The organism is Moorena sp. SIO4G3, from assembly GCF_010692305.1.
Classification (GTDB): domain Bacteria; phylum Cyanobacteriota; class Cyanobacteriia; order Cyanobacteriales; family Coleofasciculaceae; genus Moorena; species Moorena producens_A.
Window position 1 is genome coordinate 1 of record NZ_JAAHIG010000089.1, and the last position, 21,141, is coordinate 21,141.

Annotated in this window: 13 protein-coding genes; 9 read left to right on the plus strand and 4 right to left on the minus strand. The window is 44.3% G+C overall.

Annotation, left to right across the window (positions count from 1 at the left end; translation table 11 throughout):
• Nucleotides 1–1,519 (plus strand): CHASE2 domain-containing protein (locus F6J99_RS17475; RefSeq protein ID WP_293114001.1); only part of this gene is annotated, 1,519 nt, incomplete at its 5' end.
• Between the two features lie 660 nt (nt 1,520–2,179).
• On the opposite strand, the gene F6J99_RS17480 is transcribed toward F6J99_RS17475, so the two are convergent.
• The 3 genes from F6J99_RS17480 to F6J99_RS17490 form a co-directional block, all read right to left on the minus strand.
• Nucleotides 2,180–2,380, minus strand: coding sequence for a hypothetical protein (locus tag F6J99_RS17480; protein ID WP_293114024.1), 201 nt, complete (start codon nt 2,378–2,380; stop codon nt 2,180–2,182).
• Nucleotides 2,305–2,505, minus strand: a complete 201-nt coding sequence (locus F6J99_RS17485) for a hypothetical protein (RefSeq protein ID WP_293114002.1) — start codon at nt 2,503–2,505, stop codon at nt 2,305–2,307. Before F6J99_RS17485 ends, F6J99_RS17480 begins: the two co-directional genes overlap by 76 nt.
• Before the next feature lie 230 nt (nt 2,506–2,735).
• Complete coding sequence (locus F6J99_RS17490) at nt 2,736–2,891, minus strand: hypothetical protein (protein WP_293114003.1); 156 nt, start codon at nt 2,889–2,891, stop codon at nt 2,736–2,738.
• A gap of 467 nt (nt 2,892–3,358) precedes the next feature.
• Here F6J99_RS17490 and F6J99_RS17495 point away from each other — a divergent pair, with 467 nt between their 5' ends.
• Complete coding sequence (locus F6J99_RS17495; RefSeq protein WP_293114004.1) at nt 3,359–4,069, plus strand: DUF928 domain-containing protein; 711 nt, start codon at nt 3,359–3,361, stop codon at nt 4,067–4,069.
• 16 nt (nt 4,070–4,085) lie between these two features.
• On the opposite strand, the gene F6J99_RS17500 is transcribed toward F6J99_RS17495, so the two are convergent.
• A complete protein-coding gene (locus F6J99_RS17500; RefSeq protein WP_293114005.1) occupies nt 4,086–6,896 on the minus strand; it encodes a CHAT domain-containing protein in 2,811 nt (936 codons plus the stop codon).
• Nucleotides 6,897–7,512: 616 nt separating this feature from the next.
• On the opposite strand from F6J99_RS17500, the gene F6J99_RS17505 reads away from it, so the two are divergent.
• The 7 genes from F6J99_RS17505 (at nt 7,513) to F6J99_RS17535 (ending at nt 20,804) form a co-directional block, all read left to right on the plus strand.
• On the plus strand, nt 7,513–14,751 hold the full coding sequence (locus tag F6J99_RS17505; RefSeq protein WP_293114006.1) for a filamentous hemagglutinin N-terminal domain-containing protein: 7,239 nt from the start codon (nt 7,513–7,515) through the stop codon (nt 14,749–14,751).
• Nucleotides 14,752–15,165: 414 nt separating this feature from the next.
• Nucleotides 15,166–15,600: a hypothetical protein gene (locus F6J99_RS17510; RefSeq protein WP_293114007.1), complete on the plus strand. Its 435-nt coding sequence runs from the start codon at nt 15,166–15,168 to the stop codon at nt 15,598–15,600.
• Nucleotides 15,601–15,897: 297 nt separating this feature from the next.
• A complete protein-coding gene (locus F6J99_RS17515) occupies nt 15,898–16,488 on the plus strand; it encodes a hypothetical protein (RefSeq protein WP_293114008.1) in 591 nt (196 codons plus the stop codon).
• A 331-nt stretch (nt 16,489–16,819) separates the two neighbouring features.
• The gene (locus F6J99_RS17520; RefSeq protein ID WP_293114009.1) at nt 16,820–17,512 is read left to right on the plus strand and encodes a hypothetical protein; all 693 of its coding nucleotides are present in this window, start codon (nt 16,820–16,822) and stop codon (nt 17,510–17,512) included.
• 124 nt (nt 17,513–17,636) lie between these two features.
• Complete coding sequence (locus tag F6J99_RS17525) at nt 17,637–19,610, plus strand: ShlB/FhaC/HecB family hemolysin secretion/activation protein (RefSeq protein WP_293114010.1); 1,974 nt, start codon at nt 17,637–17,639, stop codon at nt 19,608–19,610.
• Nucleotides 19,611–20,181: 571 nt separating this feature from the next.
• Nucleotides 20,182–20,451, plus strand: a complete 270-nt coding sequence (locus F6J99_RS17530) for a ribbon-helix-helix domain-containing protein (RefSeq protein WP_293114011.1) — start codon at nt 20,182–20,184, stop codon at nt 20,449–20,451.
• Between the two features lie 20 nt (nt 20,452–20,471).
• Nucleotides 20,472–20,804 (plus strand): type II toxin-antitoxin system RelE/ParE family toxin, encoded by a 333-nt coding sequence (locus tag F6J99_RS17535; protein WP_293114012.1) that lies wholly within the window; start codon nt 20,472–20,474, stop codon nt 20,802–20,804.
• The last annotated feature ends 337 nt before the right edge of the window (nt 20,805–21,141 follow it).

Here is a 21,141-nt window from a genome sequence, read left to right on the forward strand (position 1 = left end):
TTTTCCCCCGGAACGGATTGGTTTCTCAGATGTTATTCCAGATCAAGATAGCAAGCTCAGGCGCAGTATTCTTGGGATGTATAGGGATGAAACTAGGAAAGAATATGTATTCTCCCTGGCTTTACTGCTGGCGAAAGCTTATTTGGGTGCTGAGAGGGAAAAGATTGAACTTGAAAATGGCATTCACGATCCCCATACTATGCGCTTTGGTGAGACTGAGCTACCTCGCTTTTTGAGCAATTCCGGTGGATATGTGGGCACTGATCACTTTGGAGTTCAAGTGCTGCTCAATTTTCGCAGTGGTCGCAAACCGTTTAGACGCTTATCTGTGAGGGATATCGAAACAGGGCAATTTAATTCAAATTGGATTCGCGATCGCATTGTCATTGTTGGAGTCACTACTCCCAGCATCAAAGACACTGTCAATACCACTGCCATCAAGGCTTTGAACCCTCCTGGAGAAATCTATGGGGTGGAATTTCATGCCCATGCTACTAGTCAAATTCTCAGTGCCGTTCTGGATGAGCGATCGCTTTTAAGAACTTGGTCAGATCCCTGGGAATATCTATGGATTTTAGGTTGGGGTTTTCTGGCCATTGGTCTTGGTCGGCTCACTCAATCCCCATTTAAAAATCTGTTTGGTGTTGGGGTTGCCAGCTTTGGACTAGTTGGAGTTGGTTATTTGTTCCTAGTTTGGGGCTGGTGGATTCCAGTAGCACCAGCGTTGTTAATTTTAGTCATCAATAGTTTACTATTTCCTGCTTTCTATCACTATGACCAGGCTTTGAGGTCTCAGATCAATGTGCGCCAAGGGACTATCGATGAAACATTTAATCTCATTCATAATGGTCCAATGCAAACACTAGCCTACACTATTACGCGCATTAAAAAACACGATTTGCCACAAGACGAATTGCTGTTGAAACTTAAAACTATCAAGGATGACATATGGGATATTTCAGACTACCTCAAACAAGAAACTCTGACTAAAGAAGAAACTATCCGTCTAGGAAGTAACCTAAAACTGTCATTGAAGCTTCCAATCCATAAGCTGTTATATGAAGTCTGTAGAGATACGCTGGAACGGAATCTTCCTAGTTTTAAGACCCTCAAGGTTAAAGTTATTAAATTTGAGCCGATACCGGAACAATATTTAACTATTGAACAAAAGCGAGAACTCTGCCAGTTTCTGGAAGAAGCTTTGTGCAATGTCGGGAAACATGCTAAAGGAGTAACTCGTATTACTGCCATTGGCAAGCTACATGATGAATGGTACACTCTGAGTGTTAAAGATAATGGCTCTGGCATCTGTTCATCCTCTGAAAACCAAGGAACAAAGCAAGCTAAAGCTCTGGCGAAACAACTAGGAGGAACATTTAAACGAGAGCCCCTTTCTCCCCAAGGAACTCTGTGCGAGTTAACCTGGCCTCTAACAGGTCGTAACTGGAGTTTTGCCAAAGTTAGCTATGGCTTGAAAACTCTTTTTTTGAAAGGTTTGAAATATCTAAAAAAACTATAAAATAGACTTCTTGCATAAGTCGGGAATAGGGAATAGGGAATAGGGAATCGGGAACAGCGGATCTGGGAATAAGCCCCTAAATAAATCTAAAGTAAATTTTCGTAGGGTGCGTTAGGGGTGGGATTGCCCTGATTTTCCGCCTCTTTGCCAGCGTTGAAATAGCCCACCCCGTAACGCACCACCGGCTCAAACTAAATAAATCTAAAGTCTCTCCAAATTTTCCTGACCAGAGGAACTTTTATCATGTCTTGATGCAATAGCGAGTGGTTTTGGGTCTGCATCAAGACATTGAGCTATCTCTGGATTACCAATTCCCAATTCTAACTTCTCAATTCTAACTTCTACTTGGTGGTGCGTTACGGGGCGGGCTATCCCAACACTGGCGCTCGAATTTAAAAATGAGGGTCCCTAACGCACCCTACATTCTAAATTATAACTTCCCAATTCTAAATTCTAAATTCTAAATTCTAACTTCTAACACCTAACACCTAACACCTAACACCTAACATCTAACACCTAACACCTAACACCTAACACCTAACACCTAACTTCTAACTTCCCGATAAGTCTCAAAAATAAAAAAAAATAGCCGTAGAAATACTATCCACGGCTATTTCAACTCCACAATAAGTTCCTTGAAATCGCTATGTCACTGAGTTCCTAAACCGAACCTGATGTGATTCGATCTGATTGACCTTTGCTAGGGGGGGAAACCCCCCAGAAATTTAGCGATGCAGCGCGGTCTTGGGGGTTTCCCCCATGAGCGACTGCATCAAGACAAGGTGTTATGGCAACAACCAATACTTGGTTATTGTCGTCATCACTTCCCCGGGAACGTCGGTCGGCTCCAGAGGAGTCCATTCCGCAATCTCCGCATAGCCTAGTGAATAAAGCATTTGCATACTATAGATTACTGCTTCACGAGACCCTTTCAAGGTGTGCTTAGCAGGTTGTTTCTTGAAGTTTTGGCGAAATTTTCGTGACATGGATAAAAAAGTGAAATCATTGTGGTAATTTAATGATTATTGTAATGATTATTATTTACTTTGTCAAGGGTTTTTAGAATTTTTTTTGGGGGGGTTTTAGGATTAATAAAAAATCAGCGATCTTCTTAAAAATACGCTACACAAACGATAATTTTAAACTAGTACAACGTTGTTAATAACTATGAGTTACACAGCGAGTATTTTGGTGGTGCGTTACGGGGCGGACTATCTCAACCCTGGCGCTTGATATGAAAAATCAGAGGCGTTGCTGAATTTAGGAATGAATAGGAGTAGAGTGGGCATCCTGCCCGCAAGGAAATATATTGAAACTGGCAAGATGCCAGTTCTACACAAGATGCCAGTTCTACACAAGATGCCAGTTCCACGCAAGATGCCCATTCCAGAAAACTCTTAAAATCATTCCATTATTAAGCAACGCCAAATCAGAGGCTTTTGGTGGTGCGTTACGGGGCAGACTATCTCAACCCTGGCTACGAAGTTAAAAATAAGGGCAAGTCCGCCCCTAACGCACCCTACTACTGTTCCCTGTTCCCTGTTCCCTGTTCCCTAAAATCCCGAAATTGTGTATGTCATAGCTATAAGAATTGCTATATAAACGCGCTTAGCTTTGTAGTTTTCAGCAATTAAGATTACCAAACTAAGTTATCAATTTGTCTGATATTATCCATAAAGTTGGTAGCAAGCATCCATGTTCTGGCTACCCTATTCGTAGTATGGTTTCAATTAAATAAGCGTCTACTCAATCAATATTATGATGGCTGAAATTGTGGGGCTTTTTAACAAACCCATTAACGTTAGAGTAGTAACTGGTTGTGTCTTGAGTTTAGCGCTGGTGGCAACTCCGGCAGTTGTAGCTAGAGCTGGTTTTGTGCCTCCTCCTGATGAAAAAACTGCCGGTCCAGAGACCAAAACGAATTCGGGAACGACTAGGGGGTGTGATGGAGGAGATATACCGTTAACGGTTCTTGCTTCTCAAAATTATGTTGGGCGAACGACTTCTACCCATCCAACATTTGCTTGGTTTGTGCCTGAGTCCAAATCCTTAGAGCTGACATTCACGATCTACAGTCGTGGCTCAGATGGTAACTTCACAAAAGTCCGTAGCATCTCATTGCAAAGTTCACCAGGGATTATGACCCTATCCCCCTTTCCAGAAGGTGAACCAGGGCTCTTAGTGGGCAAAGACTATGTCTGGCAAGTTGTAATCCTTTGTGATCCTAGTTACCCATCAAGTGCTTTAGTAGACAGAGCACAAATAGAGGTTGTGGAGATGCCGCCAGATTTACAAGACAAACTTGACAATGCAGTCGATAGCGCCGAAAAAGCAGATCTGTATGCTGAGGCTGGTTTGTGGTACAACGCACTAGATGAAGCCCTCAAACTGGCTGAAGAGTCGAAACTTGGAGTTGTGGCATCTGCTCTGTTGGAAGACCTGGCCAAGTGGGAAAAACCAAAACCATCACAAGACTTGACCGAAGAGGAGCGGGAATCGATTGAAAAACGGATGGGGTACTTGATAGAGATTGCTAACGTTGCCCGATAATCCAGTGAACCCCGCTCTACAGCCAATTACCAATGATGATGAATGGTGCCCAATGGGCGGGGTGGATATTGATACGAATCATGTCTTTTTGAGCTTCTTTTAGAGCTTCTGCTTTGCTCATGCCTGATTGGAGGTTATGGTAAAACTGAGTAACTAACTCTGAAGTAGAGTTATCTGGAATATACCAAAGGGAAGCTAGGGCGCTTCTGACACCAGCTTGTACGATAATGCCAGCTAGACCTAGAGTTGTACGGTCGTCTCCTGTAGCAGTTTGACAAGCGGTAAGCACAAGCAACTCTACTGGTTTAGATCCACGACTTAAGCGGCGGATGTCTTTCTCTAGCTCAGTGATTGTGAGCTTTTGATTATTACCTGTGACTAAAAAAGTGTCCTCTGGAATTGTGCCGAACTTACCGTGAGTGGCAATGTGAAGAATTGGGTAAACTTTTTGTTGGAGTTCTTGCTGCAAGCTCTTGCGGGTAAATTGCTCATCCAAGAGGGTTTTGCTTCCTGGAAATTGAGCTTTGACGTTTTCGATTTCCTTACGGACGTTTTCCAGTTTACTGAAACTTTCACCATCAATGACCGCTGGTTGAGTTAATCCCAAAGCGAGTGCTCCTAGTTCTTGACGGTTCAAGGCTTGGGGATTGGTTAGGGTAAGACTGGGAGTTGTGGCAATGGCATATTTTTCTACCAAAAATTCCTTGCCATCATGGAGTGCAGCCATGGGAATGCTACGCAAGATGCCGTCCTGAATAAACACGAGTGTTTTTATCTGCGCTGACTCTAAATCAGAGGCAAATGGAGCAATCAGCCAGTTATACAGGTTCTTTGCTGGTGTTAAGAAAGCTTTAGTGAGGTCATGATGTTGCTGTATTCTTGTCCGGAAGTCGTTGACTTCTTTGATTAGCCTTTGACTATCGACCTGTGACAACTTAAACTTTTTTAACCTCTTATCGCCGTTTGGTAGACTGACCATAATAGCAGCTTTCTCTTCCAGAATCATAAAGCTAAACACGGCTGTGTCTTTTGTGACAAGCTCATCAATTTGTTTCTGGTTGAAGAGTGTTAAAAGACAATCATTACCGAAGTAATTTTGTAGCTCTGCTAGTTTCAGGGAATCAACGGTTTTTAGGGCAGAATTCAGATCTGTCTGGTACTGCTCAGAGTCAGAGGATAATGAATCGGCACGCTTGAGTGTTAGCTGAGCAAACTGGCGGTACAGAGGCTCAATGGTATCCCGAAAGTCGAATTGTAAGTTTCGCTGAGCAATCAGAATGTCGGTTCGGATACCCTGTTCACCTTTACCCTGTTCACCTTTACCCTGTTCACCTTCAAAACCTTCTAAGGTAGCGATCGCTTCTTTATAAGCATTAACGGCCTCATCTTCCTTGCCTTGGTCTTGGAAAATTTGACCCAGCTGCCACTGCCACAAATACAAGCTATCTTTTGCGGATAGATTTTGGTCAGCCATCCACCATGCCTTTTGAGTGAAGTCTAGGGCGTTTTGATAGTCTTGGCGGCAGTAATAGAGATGACCCAATTCACCCCATGCAAAAGACTCAGAACGGTAGTCCTTAAGGCGTTGAGCAATTAAGATGGCTTGATTGAGGAGTGTTTCAGTCTCTGCTTCTAGCTGACGTTTGCCACAGGAATTGTGTTGGTAAGTGTCATTAACCACAGTCATCGATTGCTCCAGTTTAGCTAAATCGATGGCTGCGTAGACTTTGTCCTGAGAATCCGGTAGTTCCTTGAACAATTCCTGAGCCTCTTGAACCCATTGGTTACGCTCCTCTGCTGCCTCGATTGATATTGATTCTTGTGGGCGGTAGGACAGTCGAATCAAATTGCGCAATGCTCGCATTTGAGCAGGTTGGTGATTTTGAGTGCGGGCTAGTTCGAGACTTTGCTGAAAATATTCCCCAGCTTGATTGTAATTATTGTTGGCATTTTTTCTAAATTGATTTTCTGTTTCTTCCGCTCCTCGCTTTTCGGCAGAGCTAGCCCAGCGCTCCCAACGCTGAGCTTTGCTAAAGTAAGCATTACCTAGGTCGTTAAGAAATGAACTGCGATAGGGACTATCGGCGAGAATCTTGGCTGTGTAATTTCTGCCCAAATTATCTATCTTACAGTCTTTTGTGCGTTGGGGGCTGATATCAAATTCAACGTTTTTATCAATGCCTAAACCAGTCTGTAAACATTGAATTCCTTGGTCATAATCCCCTCTGAGAATATAGGCATTCCCCATACTTCCCAAAGCAGCAGCCTCTCCCTTCCAATCGTGATGAGCGCGAGCAACTTTCAAGGCACTGTCTTTGACACAACTGGGTTTGTTTTTAGAATTTTCATCAGTATTAGGGGCTCCACATAGCAGCGCCAGAGCTTTTCTCGGTTGTCCAAAACTATTGTAGGCTTGAGCCAGTTCTGTTTTCATTCGCCCCATTTGTTGCCAGTTCCTTAGCTGTTGATAGTCAAGGATGGCTTGCTCCCAATTACTGATTGCCTCCTGGATGTGACCAATCTTTTGATAGGCTCTGGCCAGATTTTCCCGGACAATTGCGCTATTGGTATAGTTGTTGCTCTGTTGGTAGAGCGTCAAGGCATTTTGCCAAGGCTCTATGGCAGCTTGATAATCTCCGGCTTGGTAGTACTCAACCCCTTGTTCCACCAGTTGACTGGGATTATCAGCCTGGGTGGTTGCCATATTTCCCGGTTCAGCTGGTTGAGCGATTGAGGGAAGATGACCTAGCCCTATACAAACGGTAAGGCTAAACAAGAATAGTATTCCTAAAAAGCGATCGCTCCTGGATTTAGGTTTACTGGACATTAATAGGATTCTCCAGTGCTAAGTATCTGGACACAAATCTTATATCAAGTTTGGTTGAATACCCTTAATTTAGTAGAGGGTGGGAGGTGTGGGGAGATGGGGAGATAGGGAGATAGGGAGATTGTTATTAAGGGTAATTATCCTGACATGATATTACAGTAATTTGTCCTACAGCTGCATCAGCTGTATTTGAGATGTAAACCTGTATGGTCTTTTTTGATTGGACAATAAAACTGAGGATCTCTTGCCCCTCTTGCCTTTTGCCTTTTGCCTTTTGCCTTTTCATGCAATACCTGTGTTCAAAACCCAGATACAGACGCTATACCTGCTGACAATAATAATTGCCGAATTGCGCAATTCCCCTTGCTTATATTGGCAATCAAGTTTGTAGGAATAGTTAACCTGATAGGTTAACCGAATACTTTATAATTCCTTCTGAGGTAGCAAAAAAGTAAAGTAAGCATTCAGCTATCAGCATTCAGCTATCAGCATTCAGCTATCAGTTATCAGCTATCAGCTATCAGCTATCAGCTATCAGCTATCAGCTATCAGCGACCACTGACTACTGACTACTGACCGCTGACCACTGAATGCTTACAGCAAGGAGAATAATTCCATGGTTAATCAATCTTCGGGTCGTTGCTGTGGCTTATTGAAGGTAGCCAGTTGCTTAACGCTTGGTGTGTTTTTTCCCTTTGATAAACATCAAGCCTTGGCTGAAGTGACACCAGATACGACTTTAGGGGCTGAAAGTTCTCGGGTTACGCCTGATGCTCAGGTTAGGGGAGGGCTAGCAGATTTGATAGAAGGTGGAGCAGAACGAGGGGCAAATCTGTTCCACAGTTTTACTGATTTTAATGTTGAGGAGTTACAACGGGTTTATTTTGCTAATCCAGCAGGGATTGATAATATTATCTCACGGGTGACTGGCACTAATCCCTCAAGTATTTTGGGCACCTTGGGAGTCGATGGTGCTGCTAATCTATTTTTACTGAATCCCCATGGGATTATCTTTGGAGCGAATGCGCAACTGGATATTCAGGGTTCGTTTGTGGCGAGTACAGCGAATTCGATCACCTTTGGGGATGGGTCATCCTTTAGTGCCAATCCCGACAATTCGTCGTTGTTAACGGTGAGTGTGCCTTTGGGATTGCAATATGGGACGAATCAAGCTGGTGCGATCGCTAATGCTGGGAATTTAGCAGTTGGTTCCGGACAAACGCTCAGCTTATCCGGTGGTACGGTAACTAGCACTGGCTCCCTGACAGCAGCTGGTGGCCGGGTTGAGGTTCTAGGAAATCAGGTTAGCTTGTTGGAGAATGCCCGAATTGATGTCTCCTCTGACACCGGTGGCGGTACAGTATTGATTGGGGGAGACTTTCAGGGTAATGGCACCGTTCCCAATGCAGTACATACCTTTGTTGGCTCCGATGTAACGATTAATGCCGATGCCTTGACCAATGGGGATGGGGGCAAGGTGATTGTTTGGGCGGATCAGACAGCAACCGTTCACGGAACCCTTACAGCAAGGGGAGGAACTGTTTCCGGTGATGGGGGATTTATTGAAACCTCTGGCAAACAGTTTCTTAATCTCACCAGTACTCCCGATGCTAGTGCTCCTAATGGCAGTGGTGGCACTTGGTTAATCGATCCCACTGATATCACACTCGCCAATGGTGGTGGTGCTATTGGTACGAATACAGTTGATGTTGCTAATATTAATGCTGCCCTGAATACGGGAACCAACGTCACCATTTCAACAAGTATCGGTGGCACTGATCAAGGTAACATTACTCAGGAAAATGATGCACCAATTCGCAAGACAGCAGGAGGAGACGCAACTCTTACCTTGCAGGCAGAAAACGATATTTTTCTGAACGCTGATATTACTTCCAATAACGGTCAGTTGAATATAGAGCTGTTAGCTGATAGTGACAATAGCGGAGCAGGCGCTATCATTATTACTACTTTAGATGGCACGATTGATATTGATACTAATGGCGGTGATTTCAGTAGTTTGGGCAGGGGAACGACGAATTCCAACGGGTGGGGACACCATTTTAACAATGCTAACATCAACGCTGGAGGTGGCAATCTTAAATTAGAGGGGACGGGAATACCTGATGGCACTGGCAATGGAATCGGCATTTTTCTGGAGAACAGCGAATTAAAAACCACCGGGCTAGGGACGATTACTCTCATTGGCAATGGTGGAATCGGAGGGCATAGCATTGGCGTTGATGTTACAGAAAACACGATCATTAGTTCAGAAAATGGAGATATTAGGCTAACAGGTATTGCCAAAGGTTTTAATAATGGATGGGGTATTCAAATTCGTGACAATGGTCTAGTACGTTCCACTGGGACGGGGAATATTTTTCTGAGTGGTACTACTACCGGTGCTGGCAGTAAGAACTATGGCATCCTAATTCGGGAACAGGAAATCGGTGTTCCTAGTGTGGTAGAAGCGACTGGAACAGGGAACATAACCCTAGTAGGTATTAATAATGGTATTGGGACAGACGGTAATCACGGGATAAGTATTTGGTCCGGTTCTAGGGTTTCTGCAACAACTGGAAATCTTAGCTTGACAGGTACTGGAAACGGCACTGGAAGCGAGAATCGCGGGATAAATATTGAGTCCGGTTCTAGGGTTTTTGCAACAACTGGAAATCTTAGCTTGACAGGTACTGGAAACGGCACTGGAAACGATAATACAGGTATTTTTATTAACTCTGGCAGTGTGCTAGAAACAACCAATGGCACCATTGACCTAGAGGGTTTCAGCGGGAGTGGAGCAAATTTTAATCACGGAATACTACTTCAAGATGCAAACTCTAGAATTAGTTCAATTAATGGAGATATAACTCTGACTGGTGTTAGTAATACTGCTCAAATATCTGGAACAACCAATCACGGCATTTTTATTGGATTAGATGGTTTAGTGCAATCCAGCGGGAATATTACCTTGACAGGTACGAGTAATGCAAATGATTTCAACGGTGATGGTATTTCGATTCAAACTCGCAGCATTGTGGAAGCAACTAAAACTGGGAATATTACCTTGACGGGTACTGGCGGTGGCAGGGACGATAATCAAGGAATAGCTGTTGGAAGCGACGCTAAAGTAAGCTCAGTAGATGGAAATATTAGGTTGTTAGGCAACAGTAACGGAACTGGGAAGAATAATTCTGGTATTTTCATATTTCAGAACGGCTTGCTGGAAACAACTGGGGTAGGAAGTATTACTCTTCAGGGAACTGGTAGCGGAACTGGGATCAACAACAACGGTATTCTTCTGAGCGATTCCAATCTGGGTGCAAATCCTACAAGTGGTGGTGTGATCCAATCAACGGGTACTGGAGCTATCACTTTGGAGGGTACAAGTGCTGCTGGAACTTCTTGGAATCACGGCATACGAATTAATGGTAATGGTTCCAGAGTGAGTGGGGAAGATGGAAATATCACCCTCAGAGGTACAGCAGCTCCAAGTAATAGAGATGTTAACCACGGCATTTTTATTTTTAATCAAGGCTTGGTACAATCGACTGGAGCAGGCTCTATCGAAATAACAGGTACTGCTAACGCGGGCAGTAATGTTGGGTTTGGCAACGAGGGCATTTCGATTGTAGCTGGCGGTGGGGTAGAATCCACCGGAACAGGAATGATTACCATGACGGGAAATGGGGGGAATGGTGGAACCGGATCCGACGGGGATCAAGGAATCGTTGTTTTAGATCCCAACACTAGAGTGACATCCGTAGATGGCGATATCCTCTTGAGAGGAATTAGCAGAGGAACCGGAACTGAACATTACGGTATTTGGTTGGGTCGGGGTGGCGATGGCGTAGTGCGAACTACTGGAACTGGAAACATTACTCTAGAGGGCATTATTAGCGGCATTGGCAATAACAGTGAGGGGATTTTCTTTGGTAATGGAGGTGCAATTGAAGCTATTGGGACTGGAAACATCACCCTCACCGCTGATGAAATTACTATCCCTAGTAATCTGGCTGAAATTACAGGCACGAACCTCCTTCAGCTACAGCCCCTTGACCCTACTTTGGGCATCACTATCGGTGGCACTACTACTGATGCCCGCTTAAATTTAGACAGCAGCGAACTCAACACATTACAAAAGGGGTTTGCCCAGATTCTGATTGGGCGAGACAACAGCAGCGGTGCGATCGCTGTTTTGCCTGCTGCCTTCAACAGTCCTACTACCATTCAAACTCCAGTTACAGGCGGGACAATTACAACAACTGGAGCCATTAACACCAACAATAACCCCCTGACCTTCATTGCCGGTAGCGACGTTACCTTTAACAATGACATCAATACAGGTAGTGGTAATCTTAGTGTTTTAGGGAGTACCATTACCCAAACTAGCGGCAGTCTGTTTGTGAATGGGGATGCCTTCTTCACTAGCACTCTAGCCAATGCAGGTAATGTCAGTGTTACCAACACTAAACCTACCACTGTTGGTTACTCCATTATTGGGGGCAACTTCACTCTCAACTCTGCTCTACCAATTACTCAAGTTCCCGGCGAACCCTTGCAAGTCGCTGGAGATATCTCAGTAAATGGGGGAGGTAGCCAACCCCTAATTAAAACTATCGATGACTCTATCGGTGACTTTCCTCAAGAGACTCTCCTACCCAATGGGGATTTGATTATTACTCAACTGGGAACAGTTAACCTAGAGGCCAACACCGTCCCAGGTAACCTGACAGTAAATAGCGTACCAGCAGCCGTTGTCAGTTTTAACCAGGTTCTGGATAACCCTGCCATAACTCTTAATCAAGACAATTCCTTTGGCGGTACCCTCCGGTTTAACACCACCACCGATGCCATCTTGTTGGAAGGTACCCCCGGCATTATTCAAACTGGACCTCAAACTGTCAGTGGTACCGCTACTTTCAACGCCAACACTGGCAATATTAGTCTCAACGAACCAGCTAATCAGTTTGGTAATCTAGCCTTCACGGGTAATGATGTTTCTATCCGTGAGAGTGACGGGACAAATCTGATCACTTCCTCTGCCACTGGTAACTTCAACTTATTCTCTGGAGGCATGATTACTCAAGATATAGGAGCATCATTAACTGTTGTAGGAGATACCAGCCTCACCACTACCCTCCCCAACGCTGGCAATGTCACAATTACTAACAGTAATGCCACCATCATCGGTAACTCCCTGATTGGTGGGGATTTTACGATTAACTCTACTGGACCAATTTTCCAAGCCCCTGGAGAAATCTTACAAGTAGCAGGGAACACTATTCCAAACGCTCCTAGTGACAATTTAGAGCCTACTAGCAACAATAATATTTTGCCTCGAATAACCTTGCCCAATGGGGATGTGATTATCACTGACGTGGGACTGATCACTCTAAGTGCCGAAACTATCTCTGGCAATCTAACGGTGAACAGCTTAGATAGAAGACTGACTTTCAACAACAATGAAGCCTTTAACGAAAGTACAGCGATTGAATTAGCTCAATCTGGAAACTCCTTTGGCGGCGTATTCAGAATAAATACTGAGGCACCCCTAAGTCGCCTCGATACAGGTACTCCCGAAATTATCCAAAATGCTTCTCTAAATGTTAGCGGTACTGCTAGCTTCAATGCTAAGAATGGCAATATTACTCTCAACAACTCAGACAATCAGTTTGGGAATCTTAAATTTGAAGGGAGTAACATCTCAATCAACGAAAGTGACTCTACCAACTTACTCAACTCAACTTATGCTGGTAATGTAACAATTACTTCTGGTGGTGCGATCGCACAAATCGGTAGCCTTAGTATTATAGGCTCTTCCAATCAAGAAAAAAGCTTGATAATCAAGGCCATCGGAGACATTAATACTAAGAAGATTGATAATTCCAGTGGCTCGATTACCCTCAACAGCACCAATGGTAGTATCGATACTACGGGAGGTCTTCTCAGCACATTTTCCTCTGGCAGTGGCGGAGCGATAACCCTGTCTGCTGACGGTGACCTTAACCTTGGTTCTCTTGATTCTAGTGGTAGCACTGTAGCAGGGGGTGATATTACGTTAAATAGCAACAGTGCAATCATAGCAAAAAATCAGCTTCTTACTACCGAAACTTATGGTTCCGTTAAGGCTGGTGACATTAATATCAAGGCTCAATCTGTTTCCTTTACTGGGACGAAAGTATCGACTCGGACTCGTGGGGATGGCTTGGGAGGAAATCTCAACATTAATGCTTCTGATTCCATCAATATAATCAATGGTAGTCGATTGCTTATCCAGACATATGGGACTGGCGATGCTGGCAACGCAACCATTAATACTAAGCAATTGGTTGTAAAAAATGACCAACCTGAATTGAATAGCTCTACTGGAATAGGGACAGAAACATTCAGCAGTGGCAATGGAGGGAAGTTAACTATCAATGCTTCCGAGTCTGTTAAACTAATTGGCAATCAATCAACAGTATTTAATCCTAATCCTCTAGACATAAACTCACTTCGCCAGGTAGCTGAAACTGCTACAGGTTTGACAACAGCAACTTTTGGGAGTGGTAATGCTGGTAATTTAAGCCTTAGTACTAGTAGTTTAGTCATTCAGAATGGAGCTGGAATTACCTCAGCACCTCTTTTAACTGAAAGAAATAATGGACAAGTTACCTTGTCTGGCGGCAAAGGCGGAGTGTTACGTATAACTGCTGATTCTATCGACATTCAAGGTCAGGCAGGCATAGCGACTGCTACTCTCGGAAATGGTGATGCAGGAGAGTTAATTTTAAATTCTGGCAGAATAACTCTTGAGGAGGGAGCTACAATTTCGGCAGATACAATTATTGGTCCTGTTGCTACTTTTATTAATACTTCCGCAAATGCCGGGGATATAACTATTGAAACCAACCAACTCAGCGTCCGCAGTGGTTCACGCATTGGCGCAGCAACCGCAAATCGAGGTAAAGGAGGAACTATAACCATCAATGCCTCAGAATTTATAGAAGTAACTGGTCTTTCTAACGATGGCGAAGTTCCCAGTACTATATCTACAGAAGTACTGAAAGGTTCAAGAGGGTCTGCCGGAGACTTGGAAATTACTACTTCCAATTTAACTGTCACAGATAAAGGCCAGATATCTGCCCAAAGTCAAGGAGAAGGCGACGCTGGCAACATCGATATCAATGTCTCAGACATGTTAACAGCTACTGACGGCAATATCATTACTGCTACTACTCAATCTGCCGGAGGTGCTATCGATATCATAGCCAAAAATATTAGGCTACGCGGTGACAGTGACATTACCACCAGTGTCTTCAGCGGTGCTGATAACGGGGGCAATATTACCATCACCACTGACTCACTCATTGCCTTTGCTGACAGTGACATCCTAGCCTTTGCCCGTGATGGCCGAGGAGGTAATATTACCTTCACAACCCCCATCTTCTTCGGCTTTGCCTTCCGTCCAGCACCACCAGGTACTGACCCAGCCACTTTAGATAATAATAACCGAGTCGATATCAATGCTAGTGCTGCTATCCCTGGGGATATTCAGGGTTTACCCAACCTCGATTATATCGAAAACAGCCTGACAGAGTTACCGGACAATCTGATTGACACCGACAATCTGCTAGCCAATAGCTGCATTGTCCGAACCAGTGAACAAGAGGGAAAATTCATCATTACCGGTGGTGGTAACTTACCCACCCGCCCTGGGGATGCTTCAGTTTCACGTTATCCCACTGGAGAGGTACGCACGGTACCGAGTCAGAGTGCCTCTCGTCCTTGGCAAAAGGGTGACCCAATTGTTGAAGCAACGGGGGTGTATCAACTGCCCAATGGACGCCTAGTGATGGGGCGGGAATGTTCTTGAGGCTGGGGGTGAGCAATTTTGAACAGAAGCTTTGAGTGCGTAGGGTGCGTTAGGGACGGGCGAGCCCTGATTTTCTCAGTAGCCAGTATTGGGATAGTCCGTCCCGTAACGCACCACCCAACAGGGTAAACGCTTCAATCAGCAGTATGTAGTTTTCAGCAATCCCACTGACCAAATCCTACCATGAGTCTTGTTTATCCAGGCCATCACATTGGTAGATACTGTTAATGAATTATATCAGCCTTAACTTTATTCTTGAAATTAAGCAACAAGCTAAGGGAGTTGCTGAACAAATTATCTCTAACGAATTTGTTTTTTTTAACAACTAACGACCAATATCTAAGCCTTAAGTTTGGCTAGATATTGGGGTTATCTAGAATTAATTCAATACCTAGAATGTGAAGGATAAGACAGATGATTTTCATGATAGATAAGTCAAAACCGATCATGACTATTGCCGCTATTAGTACAGTGTTGGTAACTAGTCTAATTAGTTCGGCTTCAGCACAGAATTACCCAGAAAATTGGCGCGATAGTAATAATGACGGTATTTTTGACCAGTCCTACGATCCGTCTTTGTCCCCAGAAAATTGGCGCGATAGTAATAATGACGGTATTTTTGACCAGTCCTACGATCCGTCTTTGTCCCCAGAAAATTGGCGCGATAGTAATAATGACGGTATTTTTGACCAGTCCTACGATCCGTCTTTGTCCCCAGAAAATTGGCGCGATAGTAATAATGACGGTATTTTTGATCAGTCCTACGATCCGTCTTTGTCCCCAAAAAATTGGCGCGATAGTAATAATGACGGTATTTTTGACCAGTCCTACGATCCGTCTTTGTTTTAAGACACTCCTAATCAAAACTCTAACCGAGAGGGTGCATCTCATTTTTACTGTTTGACCCGGTGAGTGGAACAGGCATCTTGCCTGTTACAGTTTTCGGACGGGCTGTCCCAACACTTGGAAAGAGGTGGAAAATCAGAGCCAGGCTTTTGGTGGTGCGTTACGGGGCGGACTATCCCAACCCTGGCGCTTGAGCGAAAAATAAGGGCAAGTCCGCCCCTAACACACCCTACGCACTCATTGAAAACCACTATATCTTCATCAGCAACAGACTGATTATTTCAACTTAAGGAGAAACAAATGCGGTTTGGATTATTTTCTTCTCTGATCATAGCCACCACTATCATTACTTCTGTTATACCTGCCTATGCTGAACCCTACAGGTCTTGGATTAACCATGATGCTTTAGCTAATGATCCACGCACCTATTGCAACGATATTGTAGCTGCTAATCGGCAAAATGATATTGTTTCTACTCAGAGTAATAGCAGTCTATCCCATCAGTTTAATCAGGAATACTCTCAAGAATATAACAGCTTATATAACCGCGCTGCTGGAGGTGGAGGTGGTGTCAGTATTTTTGGAATTCGAGGTAATGCTCAGGGTAAAAAAGAAACAAATCGTCGCAATAGTCAAGCTACAAATCAAGTCCAAAGTGGTCGGAATCATCAGCAATATGGACAGGGTTATCATCACGATCGCTCAAGTGTTACCAACGTAGTAGCTGGATTAAACTGTGAAGCATTCGTTAAAGGTGCTGCTCATATAGAATCAACACAACTCAATGCTGATGTTCAACATCATGCGATTGATACTAAAGAGAGTATGAATCGTCTAGAACTAGAACGTCAACTACAGAATAATTTTTTCTACATGTTGATGAATCAATAGTCTAGAAATGCCCCTAGCTTAAACCGAAAACTTATAACTATGTTAGGGGCAAGGTAAGCTATCAGCTATCAGCTATCAGCGTCACAGGCTAGAAGCCTGTGCCACAAATATAAGCCTGTGCCACAAATAGAAGCCTGTGCCACAAAGCTGATAGGTTTTTCCCAAAACTTTCAATTGTGATTAATCTCGAACTATTAAATTCTCCCGTTCGAGTAGCGTGGCCATAGGCCAAAGATGTTTATTTTAAGCTGACGGCTGTTCGCGTAGCGTGCGCGTAGCGCATATGCTTACGAAAAGATTACCAAGTATTTTATTTTTTTTGGAAAGTGTCATGAACTACAAATTAATCTTAGGTACAGCTCTAGTTATTTCGATTTTAGGTAATTATACAAATGCCTTAGCCGAGGAAGATCATAAAATCGAGGGTAGTTATCAGAATCAATCAACTCCTGATAAAATCGAGAGTAGTGATCAGAATCAAGCTACTCCGGAGCCTGCTGTTGTTATTCCCAAAAACTCGGCTGTTGTGGTGGCTTTTCCTAATCATGTTGATTTTCTAATTAAGGAAAACCAAAGTTTATTACTGAATCTAGTGTTAGCCCAGCCAATCAAAGATAATTCTGGCAAAATCGCTATTCCAGCTAATTCCATAGTGCCCGCTAAGTTAGTCCCCTCAGCTAGCGGAGCTAAGATATTAGTTGAATCAATTGTTGTAGAAGGTAAATTGTTACCATTGCGAGCGGAGAGTCCAGTAATTCCCGGAAGTGAAATAACAGTCACTAATAGTGATCAGCAAGCCAAGAAACGTACTCGGACTTCTGGAATACAAGGGATGGCAATCGGTTGTTTAGTAGACAGCGTATTTAATATCTTTGGTCAAGATTGCAGTAGTGATTCTCAACGTATTGGTGGTACAGCTGGTGTTTTATTATCAACATTCGTTCCTCAAGACAACTCCGAAGTTGTGAGAGTTGTCCAAATTACTCAGGGAAGTGTTTTTGTTTTATCTATGGAACAAGAGTAGCTTGACAGCAGTTTTCATTTGAGTAAACCACAAAATCGGGAGTCGGGAGTAGGGAATATGGAGGATTACCAACTAGTACTTTTGTTTATGGATTTGCGATCGCTTTTTCTGTGGCGTTGCATAAATGCGGGATGATTTTAATAGTTTTGTGGCATGGGCATCTGGCTGTAGAACAGGCATCTTGCCTGTTTCATTTCCGAGCAGGCATCTTGCCTGTTCCATTTCCGAGCAGGCATCTTGGTGGAACAGGCATCTTGCCTGTTTCATTCCCGAGCAGGCATCTTGCCTGTTTCATTCCCAGGCAGGCAGGATGCCCACCCCACTCCTATTCATCCGAAGATTCAGCAATGCGAACAAAGCTGAAACTATGTATCATACACTGAGATCGATTATTCTAATTTCAGGCTCTAGCATTATTCCCATCGTGAGCCTAACTATGGGAGCAGTGGCTCAGTCTACTCCACCCCCAGGAGTTAACCTTCCCACCGAAACCCCTGAAAGAATTCAGGAAACCATTCCCACCCCATCCGATTTACCTCCTCCTGTTCCTGAAGAATCTCCAGCATCACCACCGGATCCAAGTCTGGAAATTCCTTCCTCTCCCCAACTCCCTGAAGTTCCAACTCCATCCACTGTGCCATTCTTTGTCAGAGAAGTAGAGGTGTTGGGCAATACGGTTTTGCAAGAAGAAATTGCAGATAAAACAAACCAATATGAGAACCGTGTAGTAAGGTTTGAGGAGTTGCTTCAACTGCGTTCTGCCATTACTGAGCTCTACATTAAAAATGGTTACATCACCTCTGGCGCATTTTTGCCGGTCCAAGACTTTAGCAAAGGTGTTGTGAAAATCCAGGTGGTTGAGGGTGACTTAGAACGGATTGAACTGGAGGGATTAAACCGTCTGCGGGAAGGATATGTGCGCAGTCGCCTTGAAGTGGCCACTGACACACCATTAAATCGAAGCCGCTTAGAAGAAGCCCTGAAACTGTTGCAACTTGACCCTTTGCTCAATCAAGTGGATGCCGAATTAACTGCAGGAAGCGGCTCTGGTAGCAATATTTTGCAAGTCAAACTCAAAGAAGCCTCTGCCTTTCACGCTGGTATTTCTACCGCCAACAACCAATCTCCTAGCATTGGTTCACTACAAACCAGGCTGTTTGTTGCCCATGATAATCTTTTGGGTTTTGGCGATCGCTTCACCACTCAATACAGCTTTACCGAAGGGCTAGACCTCTACGATATCAACTATTCTATCCCCGTCAATCCCTACAATGGCACCCTTACTGTACGCTACAACAACAGCGACAGCGGCATTATCGAAGATCAATTCGACGAGCTTGATATCGAAAGCGAAACTCGCACCTTTTCTGTCAGTTTTCGCCAACCGATATTCCGCTCCTCAGAACGTGAATTTGCTCTGAGTTTAGCCCTAGACTTGCGTCGCAGTCAAACCTTCTTACTCGGGGAACCTTTTTCTTTCTCAGTTGGTCCAGAAGACGGCGAATCCAAAGTAACGGTATTGCGATTTTCTCAAGATTGGATAGACCGTAGTAGCCCTAGTCGCATATTAGCTGCTCGCTCTCAGTTTAGTTTTGGGTTGGGTGCCTTTGATGCAACTATCAACAATACTGGGACTGACGGGCGATTCTTTAGCTGGTTGGGACAATTCCAATTGGTACAACAGTTGTCACCGAGAGCGACGCTGATCACACAAATTAATGCTCAGTTAACCCCAGATTCTTTGCTATCCCTAGAACGCTTCAGTATCGGTGGCGTGGATACAGTCAAAGGCTATCGACAAAACCAACTGGTTGCTGATAACGGTATCCTGGGTTCGGTACAAGTCCGCATCCCTCTCACCTCAGACCCTAGCAAACTACAACTAGCCCCTTTTTTTGAAATCGGTACAGCTTGGAATAATCTAGATCCTGACCCTGACCCCGCCACCATTGCTAGCTTGGGACTAGGTTTGCGATCGCAAATTATCTCTGGTTTAGATTTGCGCCTAGACTATGGTATCCCCTTGATTGAGGTCAACAACCGGGGAAATTCCCTACAAGAGAATGGTTTCCACGTTTCAGTGGGCTATCAGCTGTAGGTTCGCAGCTGAGTTTTCACCAAAAGTCTATGCGATCGCATTTAACTGAAATTCCTCCATACTAATGTGCTAAACAACCCATAAAACCCTTTTTAAATTCGGGTTACAGCAATTGCTTCAGGAAAACTGTACCCATGTGTATTAGGGATTTGTTTTTGCGTTCGCCTAGCGTGGCCGTAGGCCAATCGCATTCCTATAACCATCTATATGTAATCGTCTCAAGACCGCCATCAGATCAGCATCAGAGCAATTGTACCCATTAATGGAAGTCAAAACGTGAATCTCCGTCGATAGGCTTTGCTAACTAGGGGGATGAGCTGAGATTAGTTAGTGTTAGGCTCTTAGTGTCGATAACCACACTTACCGGGATTACCCTGATGGAAGCCTGGGAGCTTCATTGTTAATGGGAGTAGGGAGCTGAGGCCGTAGGCCACGCGGGGCGCGTTCGGAGTAGGGAGTAGGCAGTGACTGTGTGACTGGTGACAGCTAAAGGGCAATATTTCGCATATATTGCCCTTTAGTTGATGTAATGTTACAGTGTTGATAAACACTTGCTGTCAAGGAGCGTGCTATGCCGTCTGTGAACAATCAGCCCCCCAAACGCATCAACGCTACATTGCCGGAACCGCTAGCGCAATTTGTCGCCGAGATGACAGGAGAAAACGGGCTATACGAAACCCCCAGTGAATTTGTTCGGGATCTCATTCGCAAACATATGGAAAAAACTGCTGCGGCTGAACGATACGCCATAAACAGCTTATTGCGGCAGTCTCTCCATGAGAACAGTTATACCCTTCTGACAGAGGATGATGCCGACACCATTCGCCATAGCCTCAGTTAAATAGCACTATGACATTCTCCATGCAAAAAAGTGCCCTGTTTATGCGACAGTGGCGGGACTATGCACAGAATTACAAAAACCGTGCTGGAGTAGATGTGGCCGAACGATTCATCGCCGCCGTAGAGCAAGCCTTGGATTTCATCAAAAACAATCCCTATGCTTGCGCTCTCTACGATGCCGGTGAAGGATACGAGGATCTGCAAGTCTATCAATTCAGAAAATGGCGCTTGCAAGGTTTTCCCCATGCGGTGCTGTTCCGCTTAGAAGATAACGCAACCATCCTGGTGGAAGTCCTGTATGCCCATAAAATGCATATACCATCGCGTCTTATGAGTGATATGGAAGGGATTTAGCTTCCTCCGCTCTTATGCCCCACAACGAACATGCGCAGCATGAGTGTTTAAAGTTACCGTAAGGATAGTGGAGCCTTGTCTTGATGCAGTCGCTCATGGGGGAAACCCCCAAGACCGCGCAAATCACGCTAATCAATAAGTTTTAACCCTTTTACCCATAGCCTGCCAACCATAAAGGCTCCACTAACAATCAGGATTCATCTCCAGAGATGAATCGCGGACAGGAACTCTGATAAACAGCCTGAAAAACGTTATACTAAAAATAGTAGGGAAGACAAATTAAGAGCTAACCGCCACCTACGTGCTTAAAAATAGAACTTATTGTATTGTTCCGGCG